General features: G+C 70.9%; 17 protein-coding genes and 1 tRNA gene. 15 read left to right on the forward strand and 3 right to left on the reverse strand.

Features of this window, described 5'->3' with window-relative positions; all coding sequences use genetic code 11:
* Nucleotides 1-7 precede the first annotated feature (7 nt).
* From ACFVS8_RS05175 to ACFVS8_RS05185, 3 genes are all read left to right on the forward strand, one after another.
* Entirely contained in the window at nt 8-508 is a 501-nt protein-coding gene (locus ACFVS8_RS05175) for a DUF3817 domain-containing protein (RefSeq protein WP_387058465.1), read from the forward strand.
* Complete coding sequence (gene guaA, locus ACFVS8_RS05180) at nt 505-2,085, forward strand: glutamine-hydrolyzing GMP synthase (protein ID WP_387058468.1); 1,581 nt, start codon at nt 505-507, stop codon at nt 2,083-2,085. The genes ACFVS8_RS05175 and guaA overlap by 4 nt, the downstream gene beginning before the upstream one ends.
* Before the next feature lie 122 nt (nt 2,086-2,207).
* On the forward strand, nt 2,208-3,155 hold the full coding sequence (locus tag ACFVS8_RS05185; protein ID WP_387058471.1) for an L-lactate dehydrogenase: 948 nt from the start codon (nt 2,208-2,210) through the stop codon (nt 3,153-3,155).
* 179 nt (nt 3,156-3,334) lie between these two features.
* Here the strand turns inward: ACFVS8_RS05185 and ACFVS8_RS05190 are convergent, their stop codons facing one another.
* Entirely contained in the window at nt 3,335-4,138 is an 804-nt protein-coding gene (locus tag ACFVS8_RS05190; protein WP_387058474.1) for a Bax inhibitor-1/YccA family protein, read from the reverse strand.
* 156 nt (nt 4,139-4,294) lie between these two features.
* On the opposite strand from ACFVS8_RS05190, the gene ACFVS8_RS05195 reads away from it, so the two are divergent.
* Nucleotides 4,295-5,383: a glycerophosphodiester phosphodiesterase family protein gene (locus tag ACFVS8_RS05195; RefSeq protein WP_387058477.1), complete on the forward strand. Its 1,089-nt coding sequence runs from the start codon at nt 4,295-4,297 to the stop codon at nt 5,381-5,383.
* Between the two features lie 100 nt (nt 5,384-5,483).
* Here ACFVS8_RS05195 and acs read toward each other — a convergent pair whose 3' ends face one another.
* Nucleotides 5,484-7,439: an acetate--CoA ligase gene (gene acs, locus ACFVS8_RS05200; RefSeq protein WP_387058480.1), complete on the reverse strand. Its 1,956-nt coding sequence runs from the start codon at nt 7,437-7,439 to the stop codon at nt 5,484-5,486.
* 466 nt (nt 7,440-7,905) lie between these two features.
* On the opposite strand from acs, the gene ACFVS8_RS05205 reads away from it, so the two are divergent.
* The 5 genes from ACFVS8_RS05205 (at nt 7,906) to ACFVS8_RS05225 (ending at nt 11,217) form a co-directional block, all read left to right on the forward strand.
* Nucleotides 7,906-9,093 carry a TadA family conjugal transfer-associated ATPase gene (locus tag ACFVS8_RS05205; protein WP_387058483.1) on the forward strand — a complete coding sequence of 396 codons (1,188 nt, stop codon included), beginning with the start codon at nt 7,906-7,908 and terminating at the stop codon, nt 9,091-9,093.
* Nucleotides 9,090-10,205: a type II secretion system F family protein gene (locus tag ACFVS8_RS05210; RefSeq protein WP_387058486.1), complete on the forward strand. Its 1,116-nt coding sequence runs from the start codon at nt 9,090-9,092 to the stop codon at nt 10,203-10,205. The genes ACFVS8_RS05205 and ACFVS8_RS05210 overlap by 4 nt, the downstream gene beginning before the upstream one ends.
* Nucleotides 10,206-10,362: 157 nt before the next feature.
* The gene (locus ACFVS8_RS05215) at nt 10,363-10,539 is read left to right on the forward strand and encodes a DUF4244 domain-containing protein (RefSeq protein ID WP_387059735.1); all 177 of its coding nucleotides are present in this window, start codon (nt 10,363-10,365) and stop codon (nt 10,537-10,539) included.
* 16 nt (nt 10,540-10,555) lie between these two features.
* Nucleotides 10,556-10,864: a TadE family type IV pilus minor pilin gene (locus ACFVS8_RS05220; RefSeq protein ID WP_387058489.1), complete on the forward strand. Its 309-nt coding sequence runs from the start codon at nt 10,556-10,558 to the stop codon at nt 10,862-10,864.
* Entirely contained in the window at nt 10,864-11,217 is a 354-nt protein-coding gene (locus ACFVS8_RS05225; protein ID WP_387058492.1) for an Rv3654c family TadE-like protein, read from the forward strand. Before ACFVS8_RS05220 ends, ACFVS8_RS05225 begins: the two co-directional genes overlap by 1 nt.
* 54 nt (nt 11,218-11,271) lie before the next feature.
* Here ACFVS8_RS05225 and ACFVS8_RS05230 read toward each other — a convergent pair whose 3' ends face one another.
* Entirely contained in the window at nt 11,272-11,508 is a 237-nt protein-coding gene (locus ACFVS8_RS05230) for a hypothetical protein (protein WP_387058495.1), read from the reverse strand.
* 207 nt (nt 11,509-11,715) lie between these two features.
* On the opposite strand from ACFVS8_RS05230, the gene topA reads away from it, so the two are divergent.
* The 6 genes from topA (at nt 11,716) to ACFVS8_RS05260 (ending at nt 18,686) form a co-directional block, all read left to right on the forward strand.
* Complete coding sequence (topA, locus tag ACFVS8_RS05235) at nt 11,716-14,607, forward strand: type I DNA topoisomerase (RefSeq protein WP_387058497.1); 2,892 nt, start codon at nt 11,716-11,718, stop codon at nt 14,605-14,607.
* Nucleotides 14,604-15,224: a dTMP kinase gene (gene tmk / locus ACFVS8_RS05240; RefSeq protein ID WP_387058499.1), complete on the forward strand. Its 621-nt coding sequence runs from the start codon at nt 14,604-14,606 to the stop codon at nt 15,222-15,224. The genes topA and tmk overlap by 4 nt, the downstream gene beginning before the upstream one ends.
* 109 nt (nt 15,225-15,333) lie before the next feature.
* Nucleotides 15,334-16,515 (forward strand): DNA polymerase III subunit delta', encoded by a 1,182-nt coding sequence (locus ACFVS8_RS05245; protein ID WP_387058501.1) that lies wholly within the window; start codon nt 15,334-15,336, stop codon nt 16,513-16,515.
* Nucleotides 16,512-18,089, forward strand: a complete 1,578-nt coding sequence (locus ACFVS8_RS05250; protein WP_387058504.1) for an alpha/beta hydrolase — start codon at nt 16,512-16,514, stop codon at nt 18,087-18,089. The genes ACFVS8_RS05245 and ACFVS8_RS05250 overlap by 4 nt, the downstream gene beginning before the upstream one ends.
* Before the next feature lie 78 nt (nt 18,090-18,167).
* A tRNA-Thr gene (locus ACFVS8_RS05255) sits at nt 18,168-18,243 on the forward strand.
* A gap of 53 nt (nt 18,244-18,296) precedes the next feature.
* Entirely contained in the window at nt 18,297-18,686 is a 390-nt protein-coding gene (locus ACFVS8_RS05260) for a PPOX class F420-dependent oxidoreductase (RefSeq protein WP_387058506.1), read from the forward strand.
* Nucleotides 18,687-18,736 lie beyond the last annotated feature (50 nt).

Here is an 18,736-nt window from a genome sequence, read left to right on the forward strand (position 1 = left end):
TGATCTCATGCCCCTCGAGCCGAAATCCGCCGATCTGCCGCGCATTCGCGGGGCGCTGAAGCTCTACAAGGTCACGTCGGTCATCACCGGCGTGATGCTGCTGCTGCTCTGCGCCGAGATGATCCTGAAGTACGTGTTCCACTACGAGCTCTTCGGGTTCGGTCCGGCCGGCTTCCTCACCTTCGCGCCCGTCGTCGAGACGCCCGCCGGGCTCGTCTCCACGGGCGAGGGCGCCAACCTGTCGACGGGCATCCTCATCGCGCACGGCTGGTTCTACGTGCTCTACCTCTTCAGCGACTTCCGTCTCTGGAGCCTGATGCGCTGGCCGTTCACGAAGTTCCTGCTCATCGCCCTCGGCGGCATCATCCCGTTCCTGTCGTTCTTCCTCGAGGTGCGCATCGCCCGCGAGGTGACTGGATACCTCGACTCGCGCGAGGCCCGTGAGGCCGAAGCCGCCGCAACAGCCGCATCCGCATCCGAAGCCGACCCAGTGGAGGCCCAGCAGTGACCGACCAGCCCACCGAGCAGCGCCCAGTCCTCGTCGTCGATTTCGGCGCGCAGTACGCGCAGCTGATCGCACGACGCGTGCGCGAGGCATCCGTCTACTCCGAGATCGTGCCGCACACGATCACCGCCGAAGAGGTGCGTGCCCGCAACCCGATCGGCATCGTGCTCTCGGGCGGCCCGTCGTCGGTCTACGAAGAGGGCGCCCCCTCGCTCGACGAGGGCATCCTGCAGCTCGGCGTGCCCACCCTCGGCATCTGCTACGGGTTCCAGGTCATGGCGCAGCAGCTCGGCGGCGAGGTCGCGCACACCGGCCACCGCGAATACGGCTCGACCGAGACCACGCTGCGCACCGACGACAACCAGCTGCTCGGCGGCCAGCCCGAGCACCAGATCACGTGGATGAGCCACGGCGACTCCGTCGCGGTCGCCCCCGAGGGCTTCGAGGTGCTCGCGTCGACCGCCACCACGCCCGTCGCCGCGTTCGCGAACGACGAGCAGGGCTTCTACGGCGTGCAGTGGCACCCCGAGGTCAAGCACTCCGAGTACGGCCAGGGCGTCATCGAGAACTTCCTGCACCGCGCCGCCGGCATCCCCGCCGACTGGAACTCCGGCAACGTCATCGCCGAGCAGGTCGCGCGCATTCGCGAACAGGTCGGCTCGGCGCGGGTCATCTCGGCGCTCTCTGGCGGCGTCGACTCCGCCGTCTCGACCGCCCTCGTGCAGCAGGCCGTCGGCGACCAGCTGACCGCCGTGTTCGTCGACCACGGGCTGCTCCGCCAGGGCGAGCGCGAGCAGGTGCAGCAGGACTACGTGGCCGCCACCGGCGTGCGCCTGGTGACGATCGACGCGGTCGACACGTTCCTCGACGCGCTCGCCGGGGTCACCGATCCCGAGCAGAAGCGCAAGATCATCGGCCGCGAGTTCATCCGCGCGTTCGAGCAGGCCGAGCGCGACCTGATCGCCGAGGCAGCGGCCGACGGGCAGCCGATCAAGTTCCTCGTGCAGGGCACGCTCTACCCCGACGTGGTCGAGTCGGGCGGCGGCAGCGGCACCGCGAACATCAAGAGCCACCACAACGTGGGCGGCCTGCCCGAAGACCTGCAGTTCGAACTGGTCGAGCCGCTGCGCACCCTCTTCAAGGACGAGGTGCGTGCCATCGGCCGTGAACTCGGCCTGCCTGAAGAGATCGTCGGCCGCCAGCCGTTTCCGGGGCCAGGCCTCGGAATCCGCATCGTGGGCGAGGTCACCCGTGATCGTCTCGATCTGCTCCGCCAGGCCGATGCGATCGCGCGCGCCGAGCTGAGCGCCGCAGGCCTCGACGCCGAGATCTGGCAGTGCCCCGTGGTGCTCCTCGCCGACGTGCGATCGGTGGGCGTGCAGGGTGACGGCCGCACCTACGGCCACCCCATCGTGCTGCGCCCCGTCTCGTCCGAAGACGCGATGACGGCCGACTGGACCCGCCTGCCCTACGACGTGCTCGCGAAGATCTCGAACCGCATCACCAACGAGGTCGCCGAGGTCAACCGGGTCGTGCTCGACGTCACGTCGAAGCCGCCGGGAACCATCGAGTGGGAGTGATCGCTCCCTGACACGCGAAGGGCGCCGACCGCTGGGTCGGCGCCCTTCGTCTTTCCGGGAGTGCCCTGCGAGTGCACCGGCGGTGCTTGACGCTGTCGTCGCGGCCTCGGGAGTATGGCAGCGTGACTGCGAACCGGGGAACCAAACTGACCGTCGTCGGCGCTGGCAGCGTCGGCTCGAGCCTCGCCTACGCCGCGCTGATCCGCGGCTCGGCGAACGAGGTCGCCCTCTACGACATCGCGACCGCCAAGGTCGAGGCCGAGGTGCTCGATCTCGCGCACGGCACGCCGTTCACCGAGTCGAGCATCGGCGGCGGCGACGATCTCGCGGTCGCCGAGGGGAGCGACGTCATCGTCATCACGGCGGGCGCCAAGCAGCAGCCCGGCCAGACCCGCATGGACCTGCTCGCGACGAACGTGCGCATCCTCGAGAGCCTGCTGCCCCCGCTCGTCGAGCGTGCCCCCGATGCGACCATCGTGCTCGTCACCAATCCGGTCGACGTGCTGACGGTCGTGGCCCAGCAGATCACGGGTCTGCCGAGCACGCGCGTGTTCGGGTCGGGCACCGTGCTCGACACGGCGCGCCTGCGCTGGCTGCTCGGGCGTCGGCTCGGGGTCTCGACGTCGAGCGTGCACGCCCACATCGTCGGCGAGCACGGCGACACGGAATTCCCGCTCTGGTCGAGCGCCACGATCGGGCCGGTGCCGCTGCTCGAATGGGAGGCCGACGAGCCGATCACGACCGAGGAGCTCGATCGCATCGCCGTCGACGTGCGCGACGCCGCCTACAAGGTCATCGCCGGCAAGGGGGCGACGAACTACGCGATCGGCCTGTCGGGCGCCCGCATCGTCGAGGGGCTGCTGCGCGACGAGCGCGCCGTGCTCCCGGTCAGCACCGTGCTCGACGGCTATCGCGGCATCTCGGGGGTCGCGATGTCGGTGCCGTCGATCGTCGGTGCCGCCGGCCCGGTTCCTGTCGCGGGCACGCCGTTCTCGGCCGATGAAGACGCGAAGCTGCACGCCTCGGCCGAGGCGATCTCGGGGGCGCTCGCCAAGCTGGGCACGAGCTGACGCGACGCGCGGACGGCCCGCGGCCTCAATCGCCCGTGATGTCGCGCGAATCGACCGCACGCGTGGGCGATGACGACGATCTGCGCGACATCGCGCGTCCGACACCCGGTCGATGGCCGGAAACGCGGAACGGGCCGCTCCCAGGAAGGGAGCGGCCCGTTCTCGTTCGAGTGCTGCGGTCAGTCGCGCGCGATGGCGAGGAAGCGCAGGATCTCGAGGTAGAGCCAGATGACGGTGACCATGATGCCGAAGGCGCCGGTCCAGCCGTACTTCTTCGGGGCGCGGTTGCGCACGCCCTGCTGGATCGCGTCGAAGTCGAGCACCAGCGAGTACGCGGCCATGATGACGACGAGGACCCCGATGACGAGGCCGAGCGGGATGCCCGCGATCTCGGCGCCGTAGAGGCCCCACGGGTCGCTGTTGAGGCCGGTCCACACGAGGATCATGTTGACGAGCGAGAAGACGAGATAGCCGACCATCGCGATCAGGAAGATCTTCGTGGCCTTCTTCGAGGCGCGCACCTTGCCGCTCGCGAAGAGCGCGAGGGTCACGCCGACGACGGCGAGCGTGCCGATGACGGCCTGCGCGATGATGCCCGACCACTGCGTCTCGTAGATGACCGAGATGCCGCCGACGAAGATGCCCTGCGCGGCCGCGTACGCGAGGATGAGCGCGGGCGACGGCTCCTTCTTGAAGATGTTGACGAGGGCGAGCACGAAGCCCACGATCGAGCCGACCCAGAAGAGCCACGGCATCGCGGGCGTGAGCTGCCAGCTGACGGCGGCGGCGACGATGAGCACGGCGAACGCGCCGACCGTCTTCGCGATGGTGTTCTCGTAGGTCATGACCTCGCGGTCGGGCAGCGTGGCGGGCTGGTTGTACATCTCCTGCAGCTGCTGCGCCGAGACGTCTTGTGCGACGGCCTGGGCTCCCTGCGAAGAGAAGGCGGAACTCCGCGAGAAGGCGGGATTGTCGAGAGCCATGGGGTGTTCCTCTGCTTTCGGCTGTCGTCGGTGCGGGGGAAGGGTCGGATGCGGGATCCGGTGCTCATTTCAATCTAGTCGAGAATGCCGTGATCACGCCGAGAGTTCACCCACGGCGGAGCGGATCTCATCCTCACGACGGATACGCTGAGGCGCATGTCGCACCCCTCGGAGTCCGGGTACCGGCCGCATCCGCTCGTCATCGGCCATCGAGGCGCCTCGGGCTACCGCCCCGAGCACACCAGGTCGGCCTACGAACTCGCCTTCGCGCTCGGCGCCGACGCCGTCGAGCCCGACCTCGTGGCCACGCGCGACGGCGTGCTCGTGCTGCGCCACGAGAACGAGATCTCCGGAACGACGGATGTCGCCTCCCGCCCCGAGTTCGCCGGGCGGCGCACCACCCGCGAGATCGACGGCGCACCCCTCACCGGCTGGTTCACCGAGGACTTCACGTGGGCCGAGCTCTCGACGCTGCGGGCGACCGAGCGGCTCGGGGCGCTGCGCGGGTCGAGCGCGAGCTTCGACGGCCGCTACCCGGTGATCCGGCTGCGCGACCTGTTCCAGATCATCGACCGGGCCGCCGACGAGCGCGGGCGCACCCTGCGCATGGTCGCCGAGTTCAAGCACGCGTCGTACTTCGCGGGCATCGGGCTGCCGCTCGACGAACTCTTCGCGGCCGAGCTCGACGCGGCGGGCTGGGGCGGCGGCGGCGACCGCCTCATCATGGAGGCGTTCGAGCCCACCGTGCTCGACGAGCTCGCAGCCCGAGGCATCCGTGGCCCGAAGGTGCTCCTCGTCGAGAACTCCGGCTCGCCTGCCGATCTGGTGCGCACCGATGGCGCTGCGGCGCCCACGTACGACTCCTTCGTGACCGCAACGGGACTGCGGGCGCTCGTAGGCCGGTTCGACGGCGTGAGCGTCGGCGTGCCGCGGCTGCTCGACGCGGATGCCGCGGGCGGGCGCGGCGGGGCCGCCTCGCGCTCCGCCGGGTCGGCCGTCGAAACCCCCCTGCGCGGTTCGGCGCTCGTGGAGGCCGCGCACGCGGCGGGCCTGACCGTCTTCACGTGGACGCTCCGCCCTGAGAACAAGTTCCTGCCCGCCCGGTTCCGCCGGGGCAAGGGCAAGAGCACGTGGGGGGACTGGCACGGTGCCTTCGGCGAGGTGCTCTCCACCGGCGTCGACGGCATCTTCGTCGACCAGCCCGACCTGGGCGTCGAGGCGCGCGCCGAGGCCGCCCGCGCCTGAGCGGGCTCCGCGGCGGTGTGCACGCCCGCTCAGAACGACGGATGCCGCGCCGGGATCGCTCCCGCCGCGGCATCCGTCGTCTTCGTCTGAAGTACCGGGTCTACTTCACCTGGTCGCTGATGACCTGCATGATCGAGGTGTCGGCCAGCGTCGTGGTGTCGCCGACCTCGCGGCCCTCGGCGAGGTCGCGCAGCAGGCGGCGCATGATCTTGCCCGAGCGGGTCTTCGGCAGCTCGTTGACGATGAACACCTGACGCGGGCGGGCGATCGCGCCGATCTGACCCGCGACGTGCTTGCGCAGCTCTTCGCTCGCGGCGGCGACGTCGGTGACCTGCGCGGCCTGGCTGGCCTTGAGGATCACGAACGCGACGACGGCCTGGCCGGTGGTCTCGTCGGCGGCGCCCACGACGGCCGCCTCGGCGGTCCAGGGGTGGGCGACGAGCGAGGACTCGATCTCGGCCGTCGAGAGCCGGTGGCCCGACACGTTCATGACGTCGTCGACGCGGCCGAGCAGCCAGATGTCGCCATCGGCATCGCGTCGCGCACCGTCGCCCGCGAAGTACTTGTCGCCGAACTTCTCCCAGTACGTCTCCTTGAAGCGCTCTGGGTCGCCCCAGATGCCCCGGAGCATCGACGGCCACGGCTCGGTGATGACGAGGAGCCCGCCGTCTTCGCCTTCGACGGGGGTGCCGTCGTCGGCGAGGATGTCGATCGTGATGCCGGGCACCGCGACCTGCGCGCTGCCGGGCTTGAGGTCGGTGACGCCGGGCAGGGCCGAGATCATGATCGCGCCGGTCTCGGTCTGCCACCACGTGTCGACGACCGGGATCGAGCCGCCGCCGATGACGTGGCGGTACCAGATCCAGGCCTCGGGGTTGATGGGCTCGCCGACCGAGCCGAGCAGCCGCAGCGAACGCAGGTTGAACGCGTGCGGGATCTGCCGGCCGAGCTTCATGAACGAGCGGATGGCGGTGGGCGCCGTGTACAGGATCGAGACCTTGTACTGCTCGACGATCTCCCACCAGCGCCCGGGGTGCGGCGTGTCGGGCGTGCCCTCGTAGAGCACCTGCGTGGCGCCGTTCGCGAGGGGGCCGTAGACGACGTACGAGTGCCCGGTGATCCAGCCCACGTCGGCCGTGCACCAGTACACGTCGGTCTCGGGGTGCAGGTCGAACACGTTCTTGTGCGTGAACGCGGCCTGCGTCAGGTACCCGCCGCTCGTGTGCAGGATGCCCTTGGGCTTTCCGGTGGTGCCCGAGGTGTAGAGGATGAACAGCGGGTGCTCGGCCTCGAAGCTCTGCGCCTCGTGCTCGCTCGACGCGTTCGCCACCGTGTCGTGCCACCAGAGGTCGCGCTCCGCGTTCCACTCGACCTCGTTGTCGCCGCGCTTGACGACGAGCACGTTGCGCACGCTGCTGCCGACCGACTTCGTGAGCGCGTCGTCGACGACGGGCTTCAGCGGGAACACCTTGCCCTTGCGGTATCCGCCGTCGGCGGTGATGACGAGGGATGCCTCGGCGTCGTCGATGCGCGACGCGAGGCTGTCAGCGCTGAACCCGCCGAACACGACCGAGTGGATCGCGCCGATGCGGGCGACGGCCAGCATCGAGACGACGGCCTCGGGGATCATCGGCAGGTAGATGGCGACGCGGTCGCCGGAGCCGACGCCGAGGTCGGAGAGCACGTTCGCGGCGCGCTTGACCTCGTCGGTCAGCTCGGCGTACGTGATGTCGCGGGTGTCGCCCGGCTCGCCGACCCAGTGCAGGGCGACGCGGTCGCCGTTGCCGGCCTCGACATGGCGGTCGAGGCAGTTGACGGCGACGTTCAGTTCGCCGTCTTCGAACCACTTCGCGAACGGCGGGTTGGTCCAATCGAGGGTCTTGGTGAAGGGCTTGTCCCAGTGCAGCAGCTCGCGCGACTGCTCGGCCCAGAAGCCGAGTCGGTCGGCCTGCGCGGCCTCGTAGAGGCCCGCATCGGCGACGGCATTGGCGGCGAACTCGGGGCTCGGGCGGAATCGCCTGATCTCCTCGAGCGCGTGATCGATCTGAACGGTCATGGTTCTTCAGTCGCTCCTTCGCGATATGGATCATCGGTGGGTCGCCTGCCCCAAGAGCACCCTACCCGCCACGTGAGGGACCCACGACTTCGTGCATGACGAGGTGCGTCATACGGCCTTCCGTTGTGGACAATCGAGCGTTACTGTGCCTTTGCGCAGAGAAAACTGTGTGTCCGCACAAATGAGGACAAAAAGTACTTGCGAATGCATCCGCAGGCTCTATGCTGAATACCGCCCGAACATTCGTTTTCGTGGCCTGCAGCGCCTGTGATTCCCCCCAATCCTTGCGCTGCCGAGGCGGCACCTGTTCCCCCCAATGGGTGCCGCCCCCTTTCGTTAAGGGGTGCCGCTCTCGAGCGGTGCTGCACGATCGAGTCCTCCTCCACAACGGCGTGGGGGAGGCTCTTTCCGTTTTCGCAGCAGAACCGATGCCGCGGGCGGGCCGTCGATTCGTACGGTCGGTGTCATGTCCGTCGCTCCGTTCGTCGCCAGCCCCTCGTGGCAGCAGCAGCCGCAGCAGCCGTCGCAGTCCGCGTCCCAACTGCTCCGCACCGGGTTCGACGAGGTCGAGCCCGCGATCGATCCGTTCGGCCCGCAGGCGCCGCGCCCGATTCCGGTCCATGCCGGTTCCACCGGTCCCGCAGTCGCTCCGGACGGCGGGCTCCCGGGCATCGAGCCTCGGCGCGACACGCCGGTCGGCCTCGAGCAGTACGAGGTCGACCACGACTTCGGGGTGCTCGGACCGCTCGCCCGATTCGCGGCATCCGGCGACGTCACCGATCTCTTCCTCAACGGCTCGACCGGGCTCTGGATCGATCGCGGCGCCGGCCCCGAGCGAGAGCCGGGCTGGGCCGCCGACGAGGCGGAGGTGCGCGCGCTCGCCGTGCAGCTCATCGCTCGCGGAGGCCGCCACATCGACGAGGCGACGCCCGCCGTCGACGTGCGGCTCGGCCGCGGCATCCGGGTGCACGCCGTGCTTCCGCCGGTCTCGGCCACGGGAACGCTGCTGTCGATCCGCATCCCGCGCGCGGGCGGCATCCGGCTCGACGGGCTCGCGCGATCGGGCATGCTCTCGGCCGATGACGAGTCCGTGCTGCGCTCGGCAGTGCGCGACCGCGAGAACCTGCTGATCACGGGCGCGGGCGGCACCGGCAAGACCACCCTGCTCGCGGCACTGCTGGCCGAGGCGCCCGCCTCGGAGCGCATCGTGGTCATCGAAGACGTGGCCGAGCTGCAGATCGGGCACCCGCACGTGGTCGCGCTCGAGGCCAGGCAGCCGAACATCGAGGGCTCAGGGCGCATCGGCCTCGACGCGCTGCTGCGCGAGGCGCTGCGCATGCGCCCCGACCGGCTGGTGGTCGGGGAGTGCCGCGGCCCCGAGTTGCGCGAACTGCTCGGGGCGCTGAACACCGGCCACGACGGCGGAGCGGGCACCCTGCACGCGAACTCGCTCGACGACGTCGCCGCGCGGCTCGAGGCGCTCGGCGCCGGGGCCGGGCTCTCGCCCGAGGCCGTCGCGCGGCAGGCCGCCAGCGCGTTCGACCTGGTCGTGCACCTCGAACGGTCCGACGGCCGGCGCAGGGTCGCCGGGCTCGGGCGGTTCCGGCTGGTCGACGGGGCGCTCGCGATCGAGCGCGTCGGGCGCGTCGCATGACCGCGCGCGTCCCGGCGTCGTCGTCCGGCGGCGTGCTCGACAGCGTGGTCGACCTCGTCTCGCGCGCGGTCGAGGCCGTCCGTGCGCGTGTGCCCTGGCTCCGCAGGAGGCCCGATGCCGCGGCCGGCGTCGACCACGTCGCCGGCATCGTCGAGCGGCTGGCGGTGCTGCTCGCCGCCGGGGTGCCGGCGTCCGCGGCGTGGCGCCATCTCGCCGAGTCCGGCGAAGCCGACCCGGTGCTCGTCGCGGCGGCGGAGGCGGGTGAGCGGGGCCTCCCGATCGCCGAGGCGATCGGGAGGGCCAGCACCGAGCTCCCCGAGTCGGGCGGGTGGGCGGTGCTCGCGGCGGCCTGGCAGGTCGCGAGCACCGCAGGATCGCCGCTCACGACGAGCCTGCGAGACCTCGCATCGGCCATGCGCGACGAGGCGCAGGTGCGCCGCGAGGTGCGAACGTCCCTCGCCGGTCCGGCCGCGAGCGCTCGGATGGTGCTCGCCCTGCCGCTCGTCGCCCTCGGGTTCGGTTCGGTGCTCGGCTTCGACACCGCGGCCGTGTTGCTCGGCAGCCCGATCGGGCTCGTGTGCCTGCTCGTCGGGCTCGCCTTCCTCTGGATCGCACTGCGCTGGAGCCGCGCACTCGCCGAACGTGCGGCGGCCTTCGACGACGGGGCCGGCCTCGAGCTCGAGCTCCTCGCGATCGGCATGGCCGGGGGAGCATCGGTCGATCGGGCGCGCGCCGCCGTCGACTCGGCGATGCACGCGCACGGGCTCGGCGCCGATGGCGAGCCCGGGTCGGCCCTCGCTCGGGCTCGCGGCGCGGCATCCGCCCCCGGAGCGGCAGGGCGAGCCATCGAGGCCGGGCGTGCCGCTGCCGCTGCGCGCCTCGACGAGACCGTGCGCCTCGCCGAGCGGGCCGGCGCCCCGCTGGCCGAACTCCTGCGCGCCGAGGCGCAGCGCGGGCGGCGCATCGCCCGCACCGACGCGGCGACCCGGGGCGCAGCGCTCGGCGTGCGGCTCATGCTGCCGCTCGGCCTGTGCGTGCTGCCGGCGTTCGTGCTGCTCGGCGTCGCCCCGCTGCTCATCTCGGTCGTCACCGGCACCCTGGGCGCCGCGTGACCCCATCGACTCGTGCCGCCGAATGCCGGACCTCCGGCCCCACCGAAAGGAACCATCCATGCCCGACACCCTCACCACGGCGGCGAACGCCGGCGGCGGCGACATCTCCGACCGCGCATCGGAGTCGACCGCGCCCGACACGCGGTCGCGCCGTTCGCTGCTGCGACGCGCGCGTGCACGCCTCGCGGGCGAGCGCGGAGCCGCAACCGCGGAATACGCCGTCGCGACCATGGCGGCGGTCGGCTTCGCGGGCCTGCTCGTCGTCATCCTGCGCGGCGACGAGGTGCGCGGCATCCTCACCGACCTCGTGCGGAATGCGCTCACGGTCGGCTGACGATGATCGGGGCAGCGTGACGGCCGAGTTCGCCGTCGCGCTGCCCGCGATCATGCTCGTGCTGGCCTTCTGCCTCGCCTCGGTGCACCTCGTGACCCAGCAGGTGCGGTTGACGGATGCCGCGGCCGCCGCCGCCCGCGCCCTCGGGCGAGGCGAGGGCGTCGACTTCGCGTCGGGCATCGCGAGCCGCATCGCGGGTCGGGCCGAACTCGCCTCCAGCGACGACGGAACGTTCACCTGCGTGACGCTCTCGGCTTCGGGCGGGGGTCTGCTCTCGCTCGTCCGACTGACGAGCGAGGCCTGCGCCATGTCGGGCGGTCGGTGATGACCGGCGCTAGGGCCGATCGGGGTGCGGCATCCGTCGTGGCGCTGGCCTTGGTGTCGGCCGTCGTGCTGCTCACGACCCTCGTGCTCGGCGTCGCCGCGGGCTACGTCGATGCCAGGCGCGCGGCGACCACGGCCGATGCGGCTGCGCTCGCCGCGGCCGACGCCGCGAGCGGGGCGGTGGTGGGCCTGCCGTGCGAGGTCGCCGACCTGGCCGCCCGGCGCGCGGGCGCACGGCTCGTGTCGTGCGAACTCGACGGCGCCGTCAGCCGGGTCACCATCGTCGTGCCCGGACGCATACCCGGGTTCGATGCGACCGCATCGGCCCGCGCCGGTCCGCCGGGGAGCACGTGACGGCGGCGACGGACCCCGGCCATCGTCGTCACGCCGCCCTGCCGGCGGGGCGATTCAGTCGAAGACGGTCTCGAGGAAGCGGTATTCGACGGCCGACGGTCGGTCGTCGTTCTCTGCGGCGAACTCCAGCCCGGCCCCACGGCCGTAGACGTAGCGCTTGCCGTGCTCTGCGTTCAGCTCGAGCCGCGGACGTGGCTCGCCCGAGTCGAGGAAGGCGGTCGCGACCGTCTTGCCCTCGAGCGGACCATCGATCAGTTTCGCGGTGTAGGAGCTCGTCGTTGAGGTTTCCATACTTCGATTGTCCTCCGGTCGCGCAGGATCGCAAGGGGTCGACGCGCCGCATCCGAAGCCCGATCGCCCGGATCGGAATTCGGTGCGCTCCCGGTCTCTATGTGTATGGTGTGGCTTGTCGAGCGGCGATCGAAGCCGTTCGGCGGCACACCGCTCGGGGGCGCGGTCCGCGTGCGATCTCCATCACGGAATTACAAGAGGAGTCTGGTGTCAGGCGCGAAGAAACTGGTCATCGTCGAGTCGCCGACCAAGATGAAGTCGATCGCCCAGTACTTGGGCGACGGCTACGAGGTGCTCTCGTCGGTGGGCCACATCCGCGACCTCGTCGAGCCCAAGAACCTGCCCGCCGAGCTCAAGAAGGGCGGCCTGGGCAAGTTCTCGGTCGACGTCGACAACGGCTTCGAGCCCTATTACGTGGTGTCCGACTCGAAGAAGAAGACGGTCGCCGAACTCAAGCGGGCGCTGAAGAACGCCGACGAACTCCTGCTCGCAACCGATGAGGACCGCGAGGGCGAGGCCATCGCGTGGCACCTGCTCCAGGAGCTGAAGCCCAAGATCCCCGTGCGCCGCATGGTCTTCCACGAGATCACCAAGGACGCGATCCAGAAGGCGAAGGACAACACCCGCGAGCTCGACACCGCGCTCGTCGACGCCCAGGAGACCCGACGGATCCTCGACCGCCTGTACGGGTACGAGGTCTCGCCCGTGCTCTGGCGCAAGGTTGGCCCCGGACTCTCCGCGGGTCGCGTGCAGTCCGCGGCCACCCGCCTCGTCGTCGACCGCGAGCGCGAGCGACTCGCCTTCGTGTCGGCCTCGTACTGGGACCTCCTGGGGCGCTTCGCGCCCGTGGCATCCGGATCCGCGTTCGACGCGAAGCTCGTGCGCCTGGGCGGCGAGCGCATCGCCGCCGGGCGCGACTTCGACGACCTGGGCAAGCTCAAGTCGAAGGCCGCGGTGATCGACGAGGCGACCGCGAACGCGCTGGTCGAGGCGCTGAGCGCCGAGGGCGTGCGCCGCGTCGTCTCGAAGGTCGAGCAGAAGCCGTGGACCCGCCGCCCGTCGGCCCCGTTCACGACGTCGACCCTGCAGCAGGAGGCCGGCCGCAAGCTCCGACTCTCGGCCAAGGACACCATGCGGGTCGCGCAGTCGTTGTACGAGAACGGCTACATCACCTATATGCGAACCGACTCGGTCTCGCTCTCGAAGCAGGCGATCGACGCGGCACGGGCGCAGGCGACCGCGCTCTACGGCGCCGACTCGGTGCCGTCGGCCCCGCGCGTCTACGCCGGCAAGTCGAAGAACGCGCAGGAGGCTCACGAGGCGATCCGCCCGTCGGGCGAGGTGTTCCGCACGCCGTCGTCGCTGCAGGGATCGCTCCGCGGCCGCGAGTTCGACCTCTACGACCTCATCTGGAAGCGCACGGTCGCCTCGCAGATGTCCGACGCCAAGGGTCAGACCGCGACCGTGACCATCGAGATCGGTCCGACCGCCGCCGATGCCGCGACGCCCGAGGGCGCGACGGCCGCGGTCGGCGGCACGGTCGCCGAGTTCACCGCGAGCGGCACCGTGATCACGTTCCCCGGCTTCCGCGCGGCCTACGAAGAGGGTCGCGACGAGGAGCGCAACGCCGACGAGGCGTCGGGCGAGGCGAAGCTCCCGCCGCTCAAGGAGGGCCAGGAGATCTCGCTCGAGACGCTCGAGGCCAAGGGGCACGAGACCAGCCCCCTGCCGCGCTACACCGAGGCGAGCCTCGTGAAGCGCCTCGAGGAGCTCGGCATCGGCCGTCCGTCGACGTTCGCCTCGATCATCTCGACCATCCTCGACCGCGGGTACGTCACCCAGCGCGGCCAGGCGCTCGTGCCGAGCTGGATCGCCTTCTCGGTGGTGCGCCTGCTCGAGGAGCACTTCGGCGACCTCGTGCAGTACGACTTCACCGCCGAGATGGAGGACGACCTCGACCGTATCGCCTCGGGCGAGGCCGACCGGGTCGACTGGCTGAACGGGTTCTACTTCGGCAACGACACGCACCGGGGCCTGCGCCAGGTCGTCGACAACCTCGGCGACATCGACGCCCGCGAGATCAACTCGATGCCCATCGCCGACGGCGTGACGCTGCGCATCGGCCGCTACGGACCGTATCTCGAGGTCGTCGAGGCGGATGCCGCGCCCGACGCGACGCCCCGACGCGTGAACCTGCCCGAAGGGCTCGCGCCCGACGAGCTCACGCCCGAGAAGGCTCGAGAGCTCATCGACGCGCCGGTCCAGACCGATCGCGTGCTCGGAGCCAACCCCGAGAACGGCAAGCAGATCGTCGTGAAGGACGGGCGGTTCGGTCCGTACGTCACCGAGCTCGAGCCGGAGGCGCCCGCACCGGAGGCGTCCGTCGACCCGGCCACCGGCGAGGTCCTCGAGCCCGCGAAACCCAAGCGGGGCGCCAAGAAGCCCGCGGCGGTCAAGCCGCGCACCGCCTCGCTCTTCAAGAGCATGCAGATCGAGGAGGTCGACCTCGAGACCGCCCTGAAGCTGCTCGACCTGCCGCGCATCGTCGGCCTCGACCCCGAGTCGGGCGAGGAGATCACCGCGCAGAACGGTCGCTACGGCCCGTACCTCAAGAAGGGCGTCGAGACGCGCACGCTTCCGAGCGAGGACGCGATCTTCGACCTCGACCTCCCCGGCGCGCTCGAACTGCTCGCCCAGCCCAAGTACGGGGCGCGCCGCGCCTCGAGCGCGCTCAAGGAGTTCGCCGAAGACCCGGTGAGCGGCAAGCCCATCAAGGTGAAGGACGGCCGCTTCGGCCCCTATGTCACCGACGGCACGACGAACGCGACGATCCCGCGCGCCGAGTCGGTCGAGGAGATCACCTTCGAGCGCGCCGTCGAACTGCTGCAGATCAAGCGCGACAAGGGGCCGGCGGCTCCGCGGGCGAAGAAGGCGCCCGCGAAGAAGCCCGCCGCGAAGAAGCCGGCGGCCAAGGCCACGACCGCGAAGACGACCGCGGCGAAGACCACGGCCGCGAAGACCACGGCCGCCAAGACGGCCGCGACTGCGGCGAAGAAGCCCGCGACGCGCAAGGCGACGACGAAGCCGAGCGAGGCGTGACGCGCGGCGTCTTCATCACGCTCGAGGGCGGTGACGGCACCGGCAAGACCACCCAGGCCGAACTGCTCGCCGGCTGGCTCGGCGAGCAGGGTCGGGAGGTCGTGCGCACGCGCGAACCCGGCGGCACCGAGGTCGGCGTGGAGGTGCGCGAGATCGTGCTGCACCACCGCGGCGACATCGCCCCGCGCGCCGAGGCGCTGCTCTATGCGGCCGACCGCGCGCACCACGTCGCGACCCTCGTGCGCCCGGCGCTCGATCGCGGAGCGGTCGTGCTGCAGGACCGCTACATCGATTCGTCGGTCGCCTACCAGGGCGCCGGCCGGGTGCTCGAGCCCGAGGCGGTGCGCTCCCTCTCGGAGTGGGCGACCGACGGCCTCTCGCCCGAACTCACGGTGCTGCTCGACCTCGATCCGACGACCGCGCGGGCACGGCTCGACGGCGCGCGCACCCGCTACGACCGGTTGGAGGCCGAGGCGTCCGAGTTCCACGACCGCGTGCGCGCGGCCTACCTCGGCCTCGCCGCTGCGGAGCCCGATCGGTTCCTCGTGCTCGACGCATCGGCACCCGTCGACGAGATCCAGGCGCTCATCCGCGCACGGGTCTCCGGCCTGCTCTGAGCGGGCCGTGCACGGCGGGGCGTCGACCGGGCGCCCGATCGGCGGCCCCGCGGCATCCGGAGCTCGCAGCGGGCGGGCGGATGTCGTCAGCGGAAGGTAGCGTGAATCCGTGAGCGTGTGGAGCGAACTGACCGGCCAGGAGCAGGCGATCGCCGTCTTCAGGTCGGCGGCCGAGGCATCCGGAGACCGCTCGGGCGGAGCCTCGTCGCAGCAGATGACGCACTCGTGGCTCATCACGGGGCCTCCGGGCTCGGGCCGTTCCAACCTCGCGTACGCGTTCGCGGTGGCGCTCATCTCCGGTCGGCCCGACGGCGACGACGCGACCCGCATCCAGGTCGAGGCGCGCAGCCACCCCGACCTGCACGTGCTCGCGACCGAGGGCGTGATCATCAAGCGCGACGACGTGCGCGACATCGTCAAGCGCTCGCACTACGCGCCGTCGATCGGCCGTCATCGCGTGATCATCGTCGAAGACGCCGACCGCATGACCGAGCAGACCTCGAACTTCCTGCTGAAGGAGCTCGAGGAGCCGCCCGAGCGCACGGTCTGGATCCTGTGCGCGCCGAGCGAGGCCGACCTCATCCCGACGATCCGCTCGCGCGTGCGGTCGGTGCGGCTGCTGATGCCGAGCGTCGCGGATGTCGCCGACCTGCTCGTGCGTCGCGACGGCGTCGACCCCGTGCTGGCCGAGCGCTCCGCTCGGGAGGCCCAGAGCCACATCGGCATGGCCCATCGCCTCGCCACGAGCGAAGACGCGCGTCGGCGACGTGAAGAGACGCTGCGGCTCGCGCTCCAGGTGCGGTCGGCGGCGACCGCGGTGTCGACCGCGGCCCGGTTCCTCGAGATCGCCGGCGACGACGCCAAGGCGATCACCGCGCTGCGCGATGCCGAGGAGCGCGAGCATGCGCTGCACTCGCTCGGCATCGCGCCGGGGCAGGCCGTGCCCGCGGCGCTCCGCCCCCAGATCAAGGCCCTCGAAGACGACCAGAAGCGTCGCGCGACGAGGAGCCTCCGCGACGGCATCGACCGCATCCTCGTCGACCTCACCTCGCTCTACCGCGACGTGCTGCTGCTGCAGCTCGAGGCCGACGTCGAGCTCGTCAACCGCGAGCTCTCCGACGAACTGCGACGTGCCGCGGCATCCGTCGCTCCGATGCGCACCCTTGCGACGCTCGACGCCATCCAGGAGGCGCGCGAGCGCATCGAGGGCAACGTGGCGCCCGCGCTCGCGCTCGAGGCCATGCTCGTGACCGCCATCCGCCGACCCGAATCCGAACGAGGGGCTGCATGACCGTGACATCGACCGACCCGACGTCGAAGCGGCGAGCGCGCCGTCGACCCGGCCGTGCGGGCCGCGCCGCCGGGATCGCCGCGGGTCTCGTGGCGCTGCTCGTGCTCACCGGGTGCGTGCCGTCGTTCCTGAAGCCGCAGACCTCCGAGTCGACGCCGACCGGCGAAGACGTCTCGGCCGAGCTGGAGCCCTACTACGGCCAGGTGCTCGCGTGGGAGAACTGCGGCGGCGAATTCGACTGCGCCACGGCCAAGGCCCCGCTCGACTGGGAATCGCCCGCCGACGGCGAGATCGAGCTCGCGCTCGTGCGGCACCGCGCATCGGGCGAACGCATCGGCTCGCTGCTCGTGAACCCGGGCGGCCCGGGCGGTTCGGGCTACGACTTCGTCAAGGACTCGCTCGACTACGCCGTGGGCGAGCCGCTGCAGCAGCGCTTCGACGTGGTCGGGTTCGACCCGCGCGGCGTCGGAAGGTCGTCGGCGGTCGCCTGTTACGACCCCGCCGACATGGACCAGTACCTGTTCGGCATCGTTCCGGGCGAACGAGGCAGCGACGAATGGATCGCCAACACGGGCGAGGTGAAGTCCGCGTTCGCCACCGCATGCGGCGACAACACCGGCGACCTCATCGGCGAGGTCGACACCGTGAGCGCGGCGCGCGACCTCGACATGCTGCGCGCGGCCCTCGGCGACGAGCAGCTCAACTACCTGGGCTACTCCTACGGCACGTTCCTCGGCGCGACCTACGCGGGGCTGTTCCCCGACCGGGTCGGCCGTCTCGTGCTCGACGGCGCCATCGACCCGGCCGCACAGGAGGAGGACGTCTCGCGCGAGCAGGCCGTCGGCTTCGAATCGGCGCTGCGGGCCTACCTCGCAGACTGCCTCGCAGGCACCGACTGCCCGTTCACCGGCAGCGTCGACGCCGCGATGGACGAGATCTCGCGCCTGCTGGCCTCGGTCGACGCGAGCCCGATGCGCGGCACCGACGGCCGCGAGGTCGGCGCCGACACGCTCGTCACGGCCATCGTGTACCCGCTGTACAGCGCCGACTCTTGGCCGTACCTCAGCCAGATGTTCGACGCGGTGATGCTCGGCGACGCCGACGCGGCGCTGTCGTTCGCCGACGGCTACTACGGCCGCAACGCCGACGGCACCTACAACGACAACTCGACCGAGTCGTTCCTCGCGATCAACTGCCTCGACTACACCTACCAGTCCGACGTGCAGGTCATGCGCGAGAAGGCGGCCGAGATCAGCGCCGCAGCCCCGCTCATCGGCCCCTACTTCGGGTACGGCGACCTCGGCTGCATCACGTGGCCCGTGCAGCCCGGTGCCGAACGCGCGCCGATCCACGCCGAGGGGGCCGCGCCAATCGTCGTCATCGGCACCACCAACGACCCTGCGACCCCGTACAAGTGGGCCGTCGCGCTCGCGGACCAGCTCGAGAGCGGGGTGCTCGTGAGCTACGAGGGCGAGGGGCACACGGCCTACAACAAGTCCAACGACTGCGTGAACGACGCCGTCGAGGCCTACCTCGTCGACGGCACGGTGCCGGCGGACGGCACCGGCTGTTGAGAGTGGTCAAGAGAGCTCCAGACATCCGGTAACATGGACTCTCGTGCCGATCGGTACCGCAAGGTCCGGTCTCAGCACGCCGCCTTAGCTCAGTCGGCAGAGCATCTCACTCGTAATGAGAAGGTCGTGGGTTCGATTCCCACAGGCGGCTCCACTCGAAGGCCCGGACAGTGTCCGGGCCTTCGCCGTATCCGAACGGAGTGGGCGATGACGGTGTTCGACGACGTCACGGCGGGCAAGTACGTCTCGCTCACGACCTTTCGCAAGGACGGAACGCCCGTGCCGACGCCGGTCTGGTTCGCGCTCGACGGCGACCGCATCGTCGTGCAGACGCCAGCGGGAACCGGCAAGCTGAAGCGACTGCGTCGTGACGCCCGAGTGACCGTCGCGCCGTGCGACATGCGCGGTCGTGTGCGGGCAGGTGCGCCCGAGTCCGCAGGCTCGGCCGAGATCGTCACCGAGGTCGCCGAGGCGACGCGCCTGCAAGGGCTCCTGCGTCGCCGCTACGGGTTCACGTACACGCTGGCGCACGCGATCATCCGGCCCCGGGGCAAGGGCGCTTCGGCCGATGTCATGCTGCGCGTCACGTTCGACTGACCGTTCGCCGCGTCGGCACTCGAGCACCCGTCCGGTGCCGTGAGAGGATC

Origin of the sequence: Agromyces sp. NPDC058110, from assembly GCF_042884735.1 — a bacterium.
Taxonomy (GTDB): Bacteria; Actinomycetota; Actinomycetes; order Actinomycetales; family Microbacteriaceae; genus Agromyces.